The sequence below is a fragment of the Leclercia sp. M-A074-M genome, from assembly GCF_965195605.1.
Taxonomy (GTDB): Bacteria; Pseudomonadota; Gammaproteobacteria; order Enterobacterales; family Enterobacteriaceae; genus Enterobacter.
Window position 1 is genome coordinate 99505 of the sequence record NZ_CBDAHM010000006.1, and the last position, 14001, is coordinate 113505.

Annotated in this window: 12 protein-coding genes; 10 read left to right on the top strand and 2 right to left on the bottom strand. The window is 58.4% G+C overall.

Annotation, left to right across the window (positions count from 1 at the left end; genetic code table 11):
* The first annotated feature begins 68 nt into the window (after positions 1 to 68).
* From gutM to gutQ, 3 genes are all read left to right on the top strand, one after another.
* Positions 69 to 428 carry a transcriptional regulator GutM gene (gene gutM, locus ACOKCT_RS13735; RefSeq protein ID WP_103180888.1) on the top strand — a complete coding sequence of 120 codons (360 nt, stop codon included), beginning with the start codon at positions 69 to 71 and terminating at the stop codon, positions 426 to 428.
* Positions 429 to 491: 63 nt separating this feature from the next.
* A complete protein-coding gene (srlR, locus tag ACOKCT_RS13740) occupies positions 492 to 1265 on the top strand; it encodes a glucitol operon DNA-binding transcriptional repressor SrlR (protein WP_103180889.1) in 774 nt (257 codons plus the stop codon).
* A complete protein-coding gene (gutQ, locus tag ACOKCT_RS13745) occupies positions 1258 to 2223 on the top strand; it encodes an arabinose-5-phosphate isomerase GutQ (protein WP_103180890.1) in 966 nt (321 codons plus the stop codon). Before srlR ends, gutQ begins: the two co-directional genes overlap by 8 nt.
* Here gutQ and norR read toward each other — a convergent pair.
* Positions 2220 to 3734 (bottom strand): nitric oxide reductase transcriptional regulator NorR, encoded by a 1515-nt coding sequence (gene norR, locus ACOKCT_RS13750; RefSeq protein ID WP_420193574.1) that lies wholly within the window; start codon positions 3732 to 3734, stop codon positions 2220 to 2222. The genes gutQ and norR overlap by 4 nt on opposite strands.
* A 189-nt stretch (positions 3735 to 3923) precedes the next feature.
* Here norR and norV point away from each other — a divergent pair, with 189 nt between their 5' ends.
* Positions 3924 to 5372 (top strand): anaerobic nitric oxide reductase flavorubredoxin, encoded by a 1449-nt coding sequence (gene norV, locus ACOKCT_RS13755; protein WP_159339784.1) that lies wholly within the window; start codon positions 3924 to 3926, stop codon positions 5370 to 5372.
* Positions 5369 to 6502, top strand: coding sequence for an NADH:flavorubredoxin reductase NorW (norW, locus tag ACOKCT_RS13760; RefSeq protein WP_103180893.1), 1134 nt, complete (start codon positions 5369 to 5371; stop codon positions 6500 to 6502). Before norV ends, norW begins: the two co-directional genes overlap by 4 nt.
* A 350-nt stretch (positions 6503 to 6852) precedes the next feature.
* Here the strand turns inward: norW and ACOKCT_RS13765 are convergent, their stop codons facing one another.
* The gene (locus ACOKCT_RS13765; RefSeq protein WP_103180895.1) at positions 6853 to 7866 is read right to left on the bottom strand and encodes a LacI family DNA-binding transcriptional regulator; all 1014 of its coding nucleotides are present in this window, start codon (positions 7864 to 7866) and stop codon (positions 6853 to 6855) included.
* A gap of 244 nt (positions 7867 to 8110) precedes the next feature.
* Between ACOKCT_RS13765 and ascF the strand changes: the two genes are divergently transcribed.
* The 5 genes from ascF (at position 8111) to ACOKCT_RS13790 (ending at position 13995) form a co-directional block, all read left to right on the top strand.
* Entirely contained in the window at positions 8111 to 9562 is a 1452-nt protein-coding gene (gene ascF, locus ACOKCT_RS13770; protein ID WP_103180896.1) for a PTS cellobiose/arbutin/salicin transporter subunit IIBC, read from the top strand.
* 18 nt (positions 9563 to 9580) lie between these two features.
* Positions 9581 to 11005, top strand: coding sequence for a 6-phospho-beta-glucosidase (locus ACOKCT_RS13775; RefSeq protein ID WP_336998131.1), 1425 nt, complete (start codon positions 9581 to 9583; stop codon positions 11003 to 11005).
* 193 nt (positions 11006 to 11198) lie between these two features.
* Entirely contained in the window at positions 11199 to 12197 is a 999-nt protein-coding gene (locus ACOKCT_RS13780) for an ABC transporter substrate-binding protein (protein WP_103180898.1), read from the top strand.
* A complete protein-coding gene (locus tag ACOKCT_RS13785; protein WP_156655155.1) occupies positions 12197 to 13234 on the top strand; it encodes a FecCD family ABC transporter permease in 1038 nt (345 codons plus the stop codon). The genes ACOKCT_RS13780 and ACOKCT_RS13785 overlap by 1 nt, the downstream gene beginning before the upstream one ends.
* Complete coding sequence (locus ACOKCT_RS13790) at positions 13234 to 13995, top strand: ABC transporter ATP-binding protein (RefSeq protein WP_103180900.1); 762 nt, start codon at positions 13234 to 13236, stop codon at positions 13993 to 13995. Before ACOKCT_RS13785 ends, ACOKCT_RS13790 begins: the two co-directional genes overlap by 1 nt.
* Positions 13996 to 14001: the final 6 nt, after the last annotated feature.

A 14001-nucleotide genomic window follows, 5' to 3' on the forward strand; every position in this document is an offset into this window, starting at 1 on the left:
GGGCTACAAACCCCGAACCCCAGGCCGGGCAAGCGTATCGCCGCCCGGCCATAGCACAGGAGCTAAACATGGTCACCACCCTGATCACCGTCGCTGTTATCGCCTGGCTGTGCCAGCTGGCACTCGGCGGCTGGCAAATCCATCGTTTTAACCGCGCCTTTGACGCCCTTTGCCAGAAAGGGCGCGTGGGCGTGGGCCGCTCCGGCGGTCGCTTTAAGCCGCGGGTGATTGTCGCCATTGCGCTGGATGATAACCACCGGGTCTGTGACTCCTTGATGATGCGTGGGCTGACGGTCTTTGCCCGACCGGTGAAAATTGCAGCGATTAACGGCACCGCGTTGCAGGAATTAGAGCCCGATGTGATCTTTCCCAATGATTCGCTCTGTCAGGATGCACTATCATTAGCGCTTAAATTGAAACATGGATAATTTCGTTGTGAACGTTATACGCTTGCGAAATTATCATTTCGCAACCTAAGGAACTCAACGCCTATGAAACCCCGCCAGCGGCAGGCGGCCATACTCGACCATTTGCAAAAACAGGGAAAATGTTCGGTTGAGGATCTGGCCCACTACTTTGATACCACCGGCACCACAATCCGCAAGGATCTGGTGATCCTGGAAAACGCCGGGGCGGTGATCCGCACCTATGGCGGCGTGGTGCTGAATAAAGACGAGGCCGACCCGCCTATCGATCACAAGACGCTCATCAACACCCATCAGAAGGCGTTAATCGCTGACGCCGCGGTAAAATTTATCCATGACGGCGACTCCATTATCCTCGATGCGGGCAGCACGGTTCTGCAGATGGTGCCAATGCTGAGCCGCTTCAATAACATCACGGTGATGACCAACAGCCTGCATATCGTCAACGCCCTTTCCGAATTCGACAATGAACAAACCATCCTGATGCCCGGCGGCACCTTCCGCAAAAAGTCGGCCTCGTTTCACGGCCAGCTTGCGGAGAACGCCTTCGACCATTTCAGCTTCGACCGCCTGTTTATGGGCACCGACGGCATCGACCTCAACGCGGGCGTCACCACCTTCAATGAAGTGTTCAGCGTCAGTAAAGCGATGTGCAATGCCGCCAGGGAGGTGATCCTGATGGCGGACTCGTCAAAGTTTGGCCGTAAAAGCCCGAATATTGTCTGTAGCCTGGAGAGCGTCGATAAGCTGATTACCGACGCGGGCATCGATCCGGCGTTTAAGAAAGCGCTGGAAGAGAAAGGAATCGACGTGATTGTAACCGGAGAGCGTGATGAGTGATTTTCTGTTAAACGCGGGTCGCCAGACCCTGATGCTGGAACTGCAGGAGGCCAGCCGCCTGCCGGACCGTCTGGGGGAAGATTTTGTTCGCGCAGCCAATACCATTATTCACTGCGACGGGAAGGTGATCGTCTCGGGCATCGGCAAATCCGGGCATATCGGCAAGAAGATTGCCGCGACCCTTGCCAGCACCGGCACCCCCGCCTTTTTTGTCCACCCTGCTGAAGCCCTGCACGGCGATCTGGGGATGATTGAGAGTCGCGACGTGCTGCTCTTTATCTCCTACTCCGGCTCGGCAAAAGAGCTGGATTTGATCCTCCCGCGTTTGCAGGAAAAATCGGTGGCGCTGCTGGCGATGACCGGCAAGTCCCGCTCGCCGCTGGCGCTGGCCGCCAACGCTACGCTGGATATTTCGGTGGAGCGCGAAGCCTGTCCGATGCACCTTGCGCCGACCTCCAGCACCGTCAACACGCTGATGATGGGCGATGCGCTGGCGATGGCGGTGATGCAGGCCCGCGGGTTTAATGAAGAGGATTTTGCCCGCTCGCACCCGGCAGGCGCCCTGGGAGCACGCCTGCTGAATAAAGTGCACCACCTGATGCGCACCGACGAGGCTATCCCGCAGGTGAAACTGAATACCAGCGTGATGGACGCGATGCTGGAGCTGAGCCGTACCGGACTGGGGCTGGTGGCGGTCTGTGATGATGTCCAGCAGGTCAAAGGGGTCTTCACCGACGGCGACCTGCGCCGCTGGCTGGTGAGCGGCGGCAAACTGGAGATTGCCGTCAGCAACGCCATGACCGCCGGTGGCCTGACGCTGAATGCCGACAGCCGCGCCATTGAAGCCAAAGAGCTCTTGATGAAGCGCAAAATCACCGCCGCGCCGGTGGTGGATAGCCATGGCCGCCTGTGCGGTGCCATCAACCTGCAGGATTTCTACCAGGCAGGCATTCTCTAACCCTTAAGACCCAGACGTTTCGCCAGCCGGTGCAGGTTGGCGACGTCCGTCTCCAGCGCCCTCGCGCTCGCCGCCCAGTTGCGGCTGTTCTGCTCCAGCGCCCGGACAATCATCTGGCGCTGAAACGCCTCCGTCGCCTCACGCAGGTTCTGATTCTCAACGCGCGGCGTCTCCGGCGTCACCACGGGTGTGCTCTCATCATGCAGAGCAAAGTGCTGCGCGTGGATCACCACTTCATCCCCTGCCCGCGCCGCCCGGGCCAGTACTACCGCCCGGTGAATGGCATGTTCCAGTTCGCGCACGTTGCCCGGCCAGGCGTAGCTCAGCAGATGCGCCCGGGCGCCGGGGCTTAGCACCACCCGGGATAACCCCATCCGCAACCGGCACTGTTCACAGAAATAGCCTGCCAGCAGTACCACATCTTCGCCACGCTCGCGCAGCGGCGGCACCGAAAGCGGAAACACACTCAGGCGGTGGTACAGATCGGCGCGGAAGTTCCCGGCCAGCACCTCTTCACGCAGATCGCGGTTGGTGGCGGCCAGCACCCGCACGTCGATCCGCAGGCTGCGGTCATCGCCCACCCGCTGGATATCGCCATACTGCAATACGCGCAGCAGCTTAGCCTGCAGCGCCAGCGACAGCTCGCCAATCTCATCCAGGAACAGCGTGCCGTTATCGGCCATCTCAAACTTGCCGCTGCGGTTGCTGATGGCCCCGGTAAACGCCCCTTTGACGTGACCAAAGAGCTCGCTCTCCGCCACGCTTTCCGGCAGCGCGGCACAGTTGAGATAGACCAGCGGATTCACCGCCCGGGGAGAAGCCTGGTGAATGGCTTTGGCCACCAGCTCTTTACCGGTGCCGGTCTCCCCTTCGATCAGCACGTTCAGGTCGGAGGCGGCGACAATCTCAATCTCTTTTTTCAAGCTCATCATGCCCGGCGAGAGGCCAATCATCTCGGTGCTTTTTACCTGCTCAAACCCCGTCGGGCGGGTGGAGAGGGTGTTCTGGCTCTCGAGCTGCTCAATCAGCAGGGCATTATTCAGCGCCCCGGCGGCCAGGGCGGCAATCAGCCTCAACTCTTCGTCGCTGAAGGTGTCGAACTGGTCCGGCGACATGCCATCGAGGGTCAGCGCGCCAATCAGGTTCTGCCCGGCAAACAGCGGCAGGCCGATACAGGCGTGCACCTTCAGACTCTCCTGACCGGGGATCAACCCGTCGTAGGGATCGGGCAGGTCGCTGTCGGCCGGGAAGCGCACCACATCCCCGGCGCGGGCGATGGTCTCCAGCCGCGGATGGCCTTCAAGGGTGAAGCGCCGCCCCAGCACATCCTGCGCCAGCCCGTCGATCGCCAGCGGGATAAACTGACGCCCTTCGTAGCGCAGCAGCGCCGAGGCATCGCACTCCAGCACGTGGCGCAGAGTGGAGATCAGCCGCTGAAAGCGATCCTGATGGCCGATGCCGCTCTGCAATTCAATGGCGATTTTCGCCAGCACCTCTACAGAAAAACTCATTCTCGCCTCATTGTCATTTTGACAATACACAGTGTCATATTGACTATAACAAACACAGTCAAATTGACTACCATAAGAGTGCAGTTATTTTTAAAACCATTAAAAATTAATAACTTAAAAAGTTGGCACGCACCCTGCAATAGGCATGACATCTTTCATTTAATTGCGCTGTATTAAGTTGAGGTTGCTATGTCTATTCTGGTTAAAAACAATATTCATTGGGTTGGTCAACGTGACTGGGAAGTACGTGATTTTCACGGAACGGAGTACAAAACGCTGCGCGGCAGCAGCTATAACAGCTATCTCATCCGGGAAGAGAAAAACGTCCTGATCGATACCGTCGATCATAAATTCAGCCGCGAGTTCGTGCAGAACCTGCGCAGTGAAATCGACCTGGCCGATATCGACTACATCATCATTAACCATGCGGAAGAGGACCATGCCGGGGCGCTGACCGAGCTGATGTCCTGCATCCCGGACACCCCGATCTACTGCACCGCCAACGCCATCGACTCCATCACCGGCCATCACCACCATCCGGAGTGGAACTTCAACGTGGTGAAAACCGGCGACTCTCTGGATATCGGCAACGGCAAACAGCTGATCTTCGTGGAAACCCCGATGCTGCACTGGCCGGACAGCATGATGACCTACATGACCGGCGACGCGGTGCTCTTCAGTAACGACGCCTTCGGCCAGCACTACTGCGACGAACGTCTGTTCAATGACGAAGTGGATCAGGCCGAACTCTTTGAGCAGTGCCAGCGCTACTACGCCAACATCCTCACCCCGTTCAGCCGTCTGGTGACGCCAAAAATCACCGAGATCCTCGGCTTTAACCTGCCGGTGGATATGATTGCCACCTCTCACGGTGTGGTATGGCGTGATAACCCTACGCAGATCGTCGAGCTGTACCTGAAATGGGCGGCGGATTATCAGGAAGACCGCATCACCATTTTCTACGACACCATGTCCAACAATACCCGCATGATGGCCGACGCCATCGCCCAGGGCATTAATGAAGTTGACCCGAACGTGGCGGTGAAAATCTTTAACGTCGCCCGCAGCGATAAAAACGACATTCTCACGAACGTCTTCCGCTCAAAAGGCGTGCTGGTGGGTACCTCCACCATGAACAACGTGATGATGCCGAAAATTGCCGGCCTGGTGGAAGAGATGACCGGCCTGCGCTTCCGTAACAAACGTGCCAGCGCCTTCGGCTCTCACGGCTGGAGTGGCGGCGCGGTAGACCGTCTCTCCACCCGTTTGCAGGACGCGGGTTTTGAAATGTCGATGAGCCTGAAGGCGAAATGGCGCCCGGATCTCGATGCGCTGGAAGTCTGCCGTCAGCATGGTCGCGATATTGCCCGTCAGTGGGCGCTCGCTCCGCTGCCTGAAGCCAGCGTGAAACCTGCCGCTCAGGCGGAAGAAAGCGCCAGCGTCGAAGAGACCACCGCCGACCTCGGCCCCTGCATGCAGTGCAGCGTATGCCAGTGGATCTACGATCCAACCCTCGGCGAGCCGCTGCAGGACGTCGCGCCAGGTACCCCGTGGAGCGACGTGCCGGACAACTTCCTCTGCCCGGAATGTTCCCTTGGTAAAGATGTATTTGAAGAACTGGCATCGGAGGCAAAATGAGCCACGGTATCGTCATCATCGGCTCGGGCTTCGCCGCCCGCCAGCTGGTGAAAAACATCCGTAAACAGGATGCGAACGTCCCGCTGACGCTTATTGCAGCGGACAGCATGGATGAGTACAACAAGCCAGACTTAAGCCACGTTATCAGTCAGCGCCAGCAGGCCGACGACCTCACCCGCCAGACGGCGGGAGAGTTTGCCGAACAGTTTAACCTGCGCCTGTTTCCCTACACCTGGGTCACCGACATCGACGCCGCAGCCCACGTGGTCAAAGGGAAAGACAAGCAGTGGTCCTATGACAAACTGGTGCTGGCAACCGGAGCCTCGGCCTTTGTGCCGCCGGTTGCAGGCCGCGAGCTGATGCTGACCCTGAACAGCCAGACGGAGTACCGGGCCTGTGAAAGCACCCTGCGTGACGCCCGACGGGTGATGATTGTTGGCGCAGGTCTTATCGGCAGCGAACTGGCGATGGATTTTTGCCGGGCCGGGAAAGAGGTCACCCTGGTTGACCATTCCGCCAGCATTCTCTCCGCGCTGATGCCCGCCGAAGTGAGCAGTCGCTTACAACACCGGCTGACCGATATGGGGGTGCATCTGCTGCTGAAATCCCAGCTGCAAAGCCTGACCCAAACCGACACTGGGATCTGCGCCCTGCTGGATCGGGATCGCTGCCTTGAAGTCGATGTGGTGATTGCCGCCACTGGCCTGCGCCCGGAAATCGGGCTGGCACAGCGGGCCGGTGCAGAAACAGATCGCGGGGTAAAGGTCGACAGCTATCTGCAAACCACCCGGCCCGATATTTATGCTCTGGGCGACTGCGCCGAAATTAACGGTCAGGTGCTGCCGTTCCTGCAGCCGATCCAGTTAAGCGCCATGTATCTGGCGAAGAATCTGCTCGGGGCCAGTACGCCACTGAAACTGCCTGCGATGCTGGTGAAGGTCAAAACGCCGGAACTGCCGCTGCACCTGGCAGGCGAAACCCAGCGCCAGGATTTGAACTGGCAGATCGCCATCGAAGCCCAGGGGATGGTGGCGAAAGGGGCCGACAACGAGGGCAATCTGCGCGCCTTTGTGGTCAGCGAAGATCGTATGAAGGAGGCCTTCGCCCTGCTGAAAGCCTTACCTGTTTAACCCTCAAACTCTTGTTCTACTCGTTGTATGCTTGTCAGATTTTGCCTTTCGCAGCCCCGGTGCCCGGGGCTTTTTTAATGCGGAACAGTGATGAAACCGCGTCAGGTTTTAAGCCTGTTTTCCGGCCTACACTGTTGCGCTACTCCTTCACCGGAGACGACACATGGCAAACTTCACCCAGGAAATAACCTGGCTTGCCGCCTGGTTCAGACAGGTCAGGAAGCATGAACCTCTTTTTTCGCTGGCGCTGTCTCAGCCCATCACCGCTCAACGCCCTGGAAAACGTGCAGGATATGGCGCTGACCGCGGGCGGCCGACTCGGCTTTACTTGTGCCTGGCTGCCCTATAAATCAGTGGTGCGGGCCGGGGATGACGGAATCACGCAGCATCAACTCTCCGGCGAAGGTCTGCCGGAAGGTGAAGTCCCCACCATCGAGCATAAAGATCAGACGGCTGATGGTCTCTTTCACCATCTCTGTCACCGGTACGCGCACGCTGGAGAGGGAGGGTACCACGTAGGGCGCCATCGCAATGTCATCGAAACCCACTACCGACACCGCCTCCGGCACGGCGACCCCACTGTCGTGAAGCTGCTTGATGGCGCCGATCGCCATGTCGTCATTGCTCGCCACCAGCGCGGTAAAATGCTCGCCGCGCGCCAGCAGCGTCGCCACCCCTGCCGCGCCGCTGGCCGGGTGCCATTTACCCTCGACAATCAGCGACTCGCGTAGCGGAATGCGGTGCGCAGCAAGGGCCTCTTTGTAGCCGGAAAGGCGTTCGATCCCGGTGGGGGAATCGAGCGATCCGGTGATAAACGCGATATCGCGGTGGCCCTGCTCGATAAGGGTCGATACCGCCGCCTGGCTGGAGGCTTTATGATCTGACCAGACGCAGTGGCTGCTGTTTTTACGCAGGCGGCGGTTAAGCACGATCACCGGCTGGGCGTGTTTCTGGATGATCTCGTCCATCTCATCAACGCTGAGAAAACGCGGGTAGATGATGATCGCATCGCAGCGCATATCCAGCAGGTACTGAATCGCCTCGCGCTCCTCATCGGCGCTGTGCTTACCGTCGGCGAGGATCAGCTGACGTCCCTTCTCTTCGGTCATTCTGGCGGCATGGAACAGCAGCTCGCTGAAATAGACCCCGTGGTAGAGGGTGTTGGTCACCACCAGCCCAAGGGTTTGCGTGCTTTTGGTCGCCAGGTTACGCGCCAGTAAATTAGGCCGATACCCGCTCTCTTCAATCGCCTGAAAAACCTTGTCTTTTGTCTCCTGGCTCACGTAGCCATTGCCCGAAAGCACCCGTGAAACCGTCGCCTTCGAGACCCCTGCCCGCTTCGCCACTTCCAGCATCGTGGTCATGCATCTGTTCCGTCTTAATCCCGTGAGCGGCAGTGTACTGCACCGCGTGAAAATTGTCGCAGCGTCTGTCACACGCTTTTTAACACGCCAGGTGATCGCCATCACGAATTTAAAAAATGGCTAAAACGTGATCTTGTTAGATTCCAGGAAACTCTTCATGATTTTGTGGAACCGGTTTCCTATATAAGTTTCATCGCTCACCCCGATGAGGACGTACCTTACTGATAAAACAGGATACAACCCGATGGCCAAAAATTATGCTGCGCTGGCGAATGCCGTTGTCAGCGCGCTCGGCGGCAAAGAGAATATCGTCGCGGTCACCCATTGCATGACCCGTCTGCGCTTCGTGGCAAAAGACGAAAGCCTGATCGACAGCGCGACGCTGAAAAGCATCAGCGGCGTGCTGGGCGTCGTGCGCAACGACAACCAGTGCCAGGTGATCATCGGCAATACCGTTTCCCAGGCTTACCGCGAGGTGGTCAACCTGCTGCCCGCCGACATGCAGCCTGCCGCACCCCAGGGGCCGCAAAAGCTGACCCTGAAACGCATTGGCGCGGGCATTCTTGATGCCCTGATCGGCACCATGTCACCGCTGATCCCGGCGATCATCGGCGGGTCGATGGTCAAGCTGCTGGCGATGATCCTTGAGATGAGCGGCGTGCTGACCAAAGGCGATCCGACGCTGACGATCCTGACCGTCATCGGCGACGGCGCGTTCTTCTTCCTGCCGCTGATGGTGGCCGCCTCTGCGGCGGTGAAATTCAAAACCAACATGTCGCTGGCGATCGCTATTGCGGGCGTGCTGGTCCACCCGAGTTTTATTGAGCTGATGGCGAAAGCGGCGCAGGGCGAGCACGTTGAGTTCGCGTTTGTGCCGGTGACGGCGGTGAAATATACCTATACGGTGATCCCGGCGCTGGTGATGACCTGGTGCCTGTCCTATATCGAACGCTGGGTGGACAAAATCACCCCGGCGGTGACGAAAAACTTCCTCAAGCCAATGCTGATCGTGCTGATTGCCGCCCCGCTCGCCATCGTCCTGATTGGGCCGCTGGGGATCTGGATCGGTAGCGGCATCTCCGCGCTGGTTTACACCATTCACGGCTATCTGGGCTGGCTCTCCGTCGCCATCATGGGCGCGCTGTGGCCGCTGCTGGTGATGACCGGGATGCACCGCGTCTTTACGCCTACCATCATTCAGACCATTGCCGAAACGGGCAAAGAGGGGATGGTGATGCCGTCAGAAATCGGCGCCAACCTCTCCCTCGGCGGTTCGTCGCTGGCGGTCGCCTGGAAAACCAAAAACCCGGAACTGCGCCAGACGGCGCTAGCCGCGGCCGCTTCCGCCATCATGGCCGGGATCTCTGAACCGGCGCTGTACGGCGTGGCGGTTCGTCTGAAACGTCCTTTAATTGCGAGCCTGATCAGCGGCTTTATCTGCGGCGCCGTGGCCGGGATCGCCGGGCTGGCCAGCCACTCGATGGCGGCGCCGGGCCTGTTTACCAGCGTCCAGTTCTTCGACCCGGCCAACCCGATGTCCATCGTCTGGGTATTCGGAGTCATGGCCCTGGCCGTGGTGCTCTCTTTCGTGCTGACCCTGATTCTGGGCTTTGAAGATATCCCGGTAGAAGACGAAGCAGAAAAAGCACGCGCGCTGCAATCCGCACCGGTTCAGGCCAAAGCAGCACAAGCATAAATTTATAGCGAGGTAAGAATGTCAGTTTTTCCACAAGGATTTTTATGGGGCGGCGCACTGGCCGCTAACCAGAGCGAAGGCGCATACCGCGAGGGCGGCAAGGGCCTGACCACCGTCGATATGATCCCCCACGGCGCAAACCGCCTGGCGGTGAAGGTCGGCAAGGAAAAACGCTTTTCGCTGCGTGACGATGAGTTCTATCCCAGCCACGACGCGATCGATTTTTACCATCGCTATAAAGAAGATATCGCCTTAATGGCCGAGATGGGCTTCACGGTATTTCGTACCTCCATTGCCTGGAGCCGTCTCTACCCAAACGGCGACGAACCGCTGCCTAATAAAGAAGGGATTGCCTTTTACCGGGCCGTGTTCGAGGAGTGTAAAAAGTACAATATCGAACCGCTGGTGACCCTCTGCCACTTTGACGTGCCGATGCATCTGGTGACCGAGTATGGCTCCTGGCGCAACCGCAAGATGGTCGATTTTTTCGCCCGCTACGCCCGCACCTGCTTCGAAGAATTTAACGGGCTGGTGAAATACTGGCTCACCTTCAACGAGATCAACATCATGCTGCACAGCCCCTTCTCCGGTGCCGGGCTGGTGTTTGAGGAAGGTGAAAATGAGGATCAGGTGAAGTATCAGGCCGCCCACCATGAGCTGGTTGCCAGCGCGCTGGCAACCAAAATTGCCCACGAGGTGAACCCACAAAACCAGGTGGGCTGCATGCTGGCGGGCGGTAACTTCTACCCCTACTCCTGCAAACCAGAAGATGTGTGGACGGCATTAGAAAAAGATCGTGAGAACCTGTTCTTTATCGACGTCCAGGCCCGTGGCCGCTACCCGGCCTACTCTGCTCGCGTGTTCCGCGAAAAGGGGGTGGTGATTGTCAAAGATCCGGGTGATGACGCACTGCTGACACACACCGTCGATTTTGTCTCATTCAGCTATTACGCCTCGCGCTGCGCCTCGGCGGATATGAATGCCAACAACACCAGCGCGGCCAATATCGTGAAATCCCTGCGTAACCCGCATATTGACGTCAGCGAGTGGGGCTGGGGCATCGACCCGCTGGGCCTGCGCATTACCATGAACATGATGTACGACCGCTACCAGAAGCCCCTGTTCCTGGTGGAGAACGGCTTAGGCGCGAAGGATGAGATGGACGCCAACGGTGAGATTAACGACGACTACCGCATCAGCTACCTGCGGGAGCATATCCGCGCGATGGGCGACGCCATTGAAGATGGCATTCCGCTGATGGGCTACACCAGCTGGGGCTGCATCGATCTGGTTGCCGCCTCCACCGGCGAGATGAGCAAGCGCTACGGCTTTATCTATGTCGATCGTGATGATGCGGGCAACGGCACCCTTGAACGCAAACGCAAAAAATCGTTCTGGTGGTACAAGAAAGTGATTGCCAGCAATGGTGCAGATTTAGATTAACCCCCCTTCGCCGGGCGGCGCTACGCTTGCCCGGCCTACAAATCCCCTATGAAACCCAATAATTTCATGACGTTATTATCGTTCATTGACACCGTGAATATATCATTGTATAAAACCCCGCCATAATAAATGATATTCATTCTCAGCCATGCTCCCGGGCTGTCATCAATAAATTAATGAAGGATAGCGTTTCATGAAAAAGATCATCAGTGCATTAGGCTTGCTGATCGCGACAGCCGGTTCTGCTTTTGCAACCACCTACCCTCTGACGATCGAGAACTGCGGCTATAAAGAGACCTTCACCAAAGCGCCAGAGCGCGTGGTGGCACTGGGCCAGAACACCGTAGAAATTCTCTTACTGCTGGGCCTGCAGGATAAGGTTGCCGCCAGCGCCTTCTGGCCGACCAAAGTGCTACCTGAACTCGCTGAAAAGAATGAAAAAGTTAAATTGCTGACCGTTGAGATCCCGACGCTGGAGTCTATCCTTGCGCAAAACCCGGACTTCGTTCCGGCCCAGCTGCCGCTGCTACTGGGGCCAGAGAGTAAAGTCGCCAAACGCGAAGATCTGGCCACCGTCGGCGTCAACAGCTACATGTCGCCGGGCATGTGCGCCACCAAAAAAGATATCGGCGATATGTACGGCAGCCGCCAGAAGCTCTGGGATATGACCTTCCTGTATAAAGAGATTGAGGATTTCGCCAAAATCTTTAACGTCGAAGATCGCGGCCAGGCGTTGATTGCCGATTTCAAAAAGCGTGAAGCCGACCTGCGGGCTGAGTTCAGCAAAAACAAGAAAGATCTCTCATTTGTCTTCTGGTTCTCCAGCTCCTCCCCCTCTTCTGACGCTTACGTCGGCGGTAAAAACAGCGCCTCCGGCTTTATTGCTAACGTGCTGGGTGGCCACAACGCCATCACCTCTGAAACGGAATGGCCGACCGTCGGCTGGGAAAGCATTATCGCGGCCAACCCGGACGTGATCGTGGTCTCCAGCCTCGACCGCAACCGCTGGGCGCTGGATAACGCCGAGGAAAAAATCAAATTCCTGAAAAGCGATCCCGCCGTCAGCCAGCTCGACGCGGTGAAAAAAGGCCACATCGTGGTGATGGACGGCCAGGCGATGAACCCGACCATCCGCACCCTTTACGGCGCGGAGCAGATTGGTGAACAGCTCAGAAAAATGGAACTGAATTAATGACCGCGGTAGTACAACAGACCCGCCTGAGCTGGCTGTTGCCAGCTTCGGGTTTCCTGGCGGTGGTCGCGCTGCTGCTGGTTATCGCTTTTGGCGTCAGCGTGGGGGAGTTGTCGATCCCCCTGCAGAGCGTGTTCTACGCCATTACCAATAAAATGGGCTTAACCGAGGTGCCGCTCAATCGCATCTATGAGAGCGTGATCTGGGACTTTCGCCTGAGCCGGGCGCTGGTGGCGGCCTGCTGCGGTGCGGGTCTGGCTATCTGCGGCGCGGTGCTGCAAAGCCTGCTGAAAAACGCCCTCGCCGAACCTTACGTTCTGGGGGTCTCCGCCGGGGCGTCAACCGGGGCGGTCTCCGTGGTCGTGCTGGGCATTGGCAGCGGTACCGTGACGCTTTCCGCCGGGGCCTTCGCCGGGGCGTTTACCGCCTTCGCGTTTGTGGCCCTGCTGACGAACGGTGCCCGCGGCGGCAGTGAACGCACCATCCTTGCCGGGGTTGCCGCCTCGCAACTGTTTAACGCCATCACCGCCTGGACCGTCAGCACCTCGGCCAGCGCCCAGCAGGCGCGCGACGTGATGTTCTGGCTGCTGGGCAGCTTTAGCGGCGTGAGATGGCCCGAGTTCCAGATGGTGCTGGTCGCGGTGCTGGTCGGTCTGGCTGTCTGCCTCTGGTACGCCCGGGCGCTCGACGCCTTCACCTTTGGCGATGATGCCGCCGCCTCGCTGGGGATCGCCGTCCCTTGGGTGCGGCTGATCCTGTTCATCGTTACCGCACTGATGACCGCCACCATCGTCAGCATGGCGGGTTCCATCGGCTTTGTCGGGCTGGTGGTGCCACACATGATGCGCTTCTTCTTTGGTCCGCTGCACCGCACGCTGCTTATCGCCAGCGCGCTGGCGGGTGCCATCCTGATGGTGCTGGCGGATATCGCCTCACGCCTGCTGATCGCTCCGCAAAGCCTGCCGGTGGGCGTCGTTACCGCGCTGGTGGGCGTCCCGTTCTTTGCTGTGATTATCTACCGTTCAAGGAATAAGTGATGAGCATCACTGCTGAAAATATCACCTGGAAGGTGGGTAAAAAGGTCATCGTCGACAATGTCTCGCTGGCAGTATCCCAGGGGCAGACCGTCGGCCTGCTGGGGCCAAACGGCTCCGGCAAATCCTCGCTGCTGCGGATCCTGGCCGGGTTACGTCGCCCCCATAGCGGCACCGTCGCGCTGGATGGCAAAAGCATCAGTGGCATCCCGAAAAAGCAGCTCGCCCGGCGGGTAGCCTTTGTGGAACAGCATGGCATGACCGACGCCAACATGCGCGTGCGGGATGTGGTGAAGCTGGGGCGTATTCCGCACCACTCCCCTTTCTCCGGCTGGACGGCGCAGGATGACGAAACGGTAAACCAGGCGCTGAAGACGGTGGATATGCTGCATCATAGCGAGCAGGGCTGGCTGAGCCTCTCCGGCGGCGAGCGCCAGCGGGTGCACATCGCCCGGGCGCTGGCGCAAATGCCAACCGAGATCCTGCTGGATGAACCCACTAACCACCTGGATATTCACCATCAGATGCAATTGATGCAGTTGATTAGCCAGCTGCCGGTCACCAGCATCGTCGCCATTCACGATCTTAACCACGCCTCTATGTTCTGTGATGCGCTGATCGTGATGCAAAAAGGGCGCGTTGTCGCCAGCGGTACGCCGCAGGCGATCCTGACCGAAGAGCTGCTGTGGGAGATATTCCGGGTGAAAACCCGCATTGAGCTCTCCCCCGATCATGGCAAAAAACATATTCACTTCCTCGTCTGAGGCAAA

Excerpts from the sequence above, each read along its gene's own strand:
- norV (WP_159339784.1), top strand. The coding sequence starts at position 3,924 with ATGTCTATTCTGGTTAAAAACAATATTCATTGGGTTGGTCAACGTGAC.
- ACOKCT_RS13775 (WP_336998131.1), top strand. The coding sequence starts at position 9,581 with ATGTCAGTTTTTCCACAAGGATTTTTATGGGGCGGCGCACTGGCCGCT.
- gutM (WP_103180888.1), top strand. The coding sequence starts at position 69 with ATGGTCACCACCCTGATCACCGTCGCTGTTATCGCCTGGCTGTGCCAG.
- norW (WP_103180893.1), top strand. The coding sequence starts at position 5,369 with ATGAGCCACGGTATCGTCATCATCGGCTCGGGCTTCGCCGCCCGCCAG.
- gutQ (WP_103180890.1), top strand. The coding sequence starts at position 1,258 with ATGAGTGATTTTCTGTTAAACGCGGGTCGCCAGACCCTGATGCTGGAA.
- ACOKCT_RS13790 (WP_103180900.1), top strand. The coding sequence starts at position 13,234 with ATGAGCATCACTGCTGAAAATATCACCTGGAAGGTGGGTAAAAAGGTC.
- ascF (WP_103180896.1), top strand. The coding sequence starts at position 8,111 with ATGGCCAAAAATTATGCTGCGCTGGCGAATGCCGTTGTCAGCGCGCTC.
- ACOKCT_RS13765 (WP_103180895.1), bottom strand. The coding sequence starts at position 7,866 with ATGACCACGATGCTGGAAGTGGCGAAGCGGGCAGGGGTCTCGAAGGCG.
- ACOKCT_RS13785 (WP_156655155.1), top strand. The coding sequence starts at position 12,197 with ATGACCGCGGTAGTACAACAGACCCGCCTGAGCTGGCTGTTGCCAGCT.
- ACOKCT_RS13780 (WP_103180898.1), top strand. The coding sequence starts at position 11,199 with ATGAAAAAGATCATCAGTGCATTAGGCTTGCTGATCGCGACAGCCGGT.
- norR (WP_420193574.1), bottom strand. The coding sequence starts at position 3,734 with ATGAGTTTTTCTGTAGAGGTGCTGGCGAAAATCGCCATTGAATTGCAG.
- srlR (WP_103180889.1), top strand. The coding sequence starts at position 492 with ATGAAACCCCGCCAGCGGCAGGCGGCCATACTCGACCATTTGCAAAAA.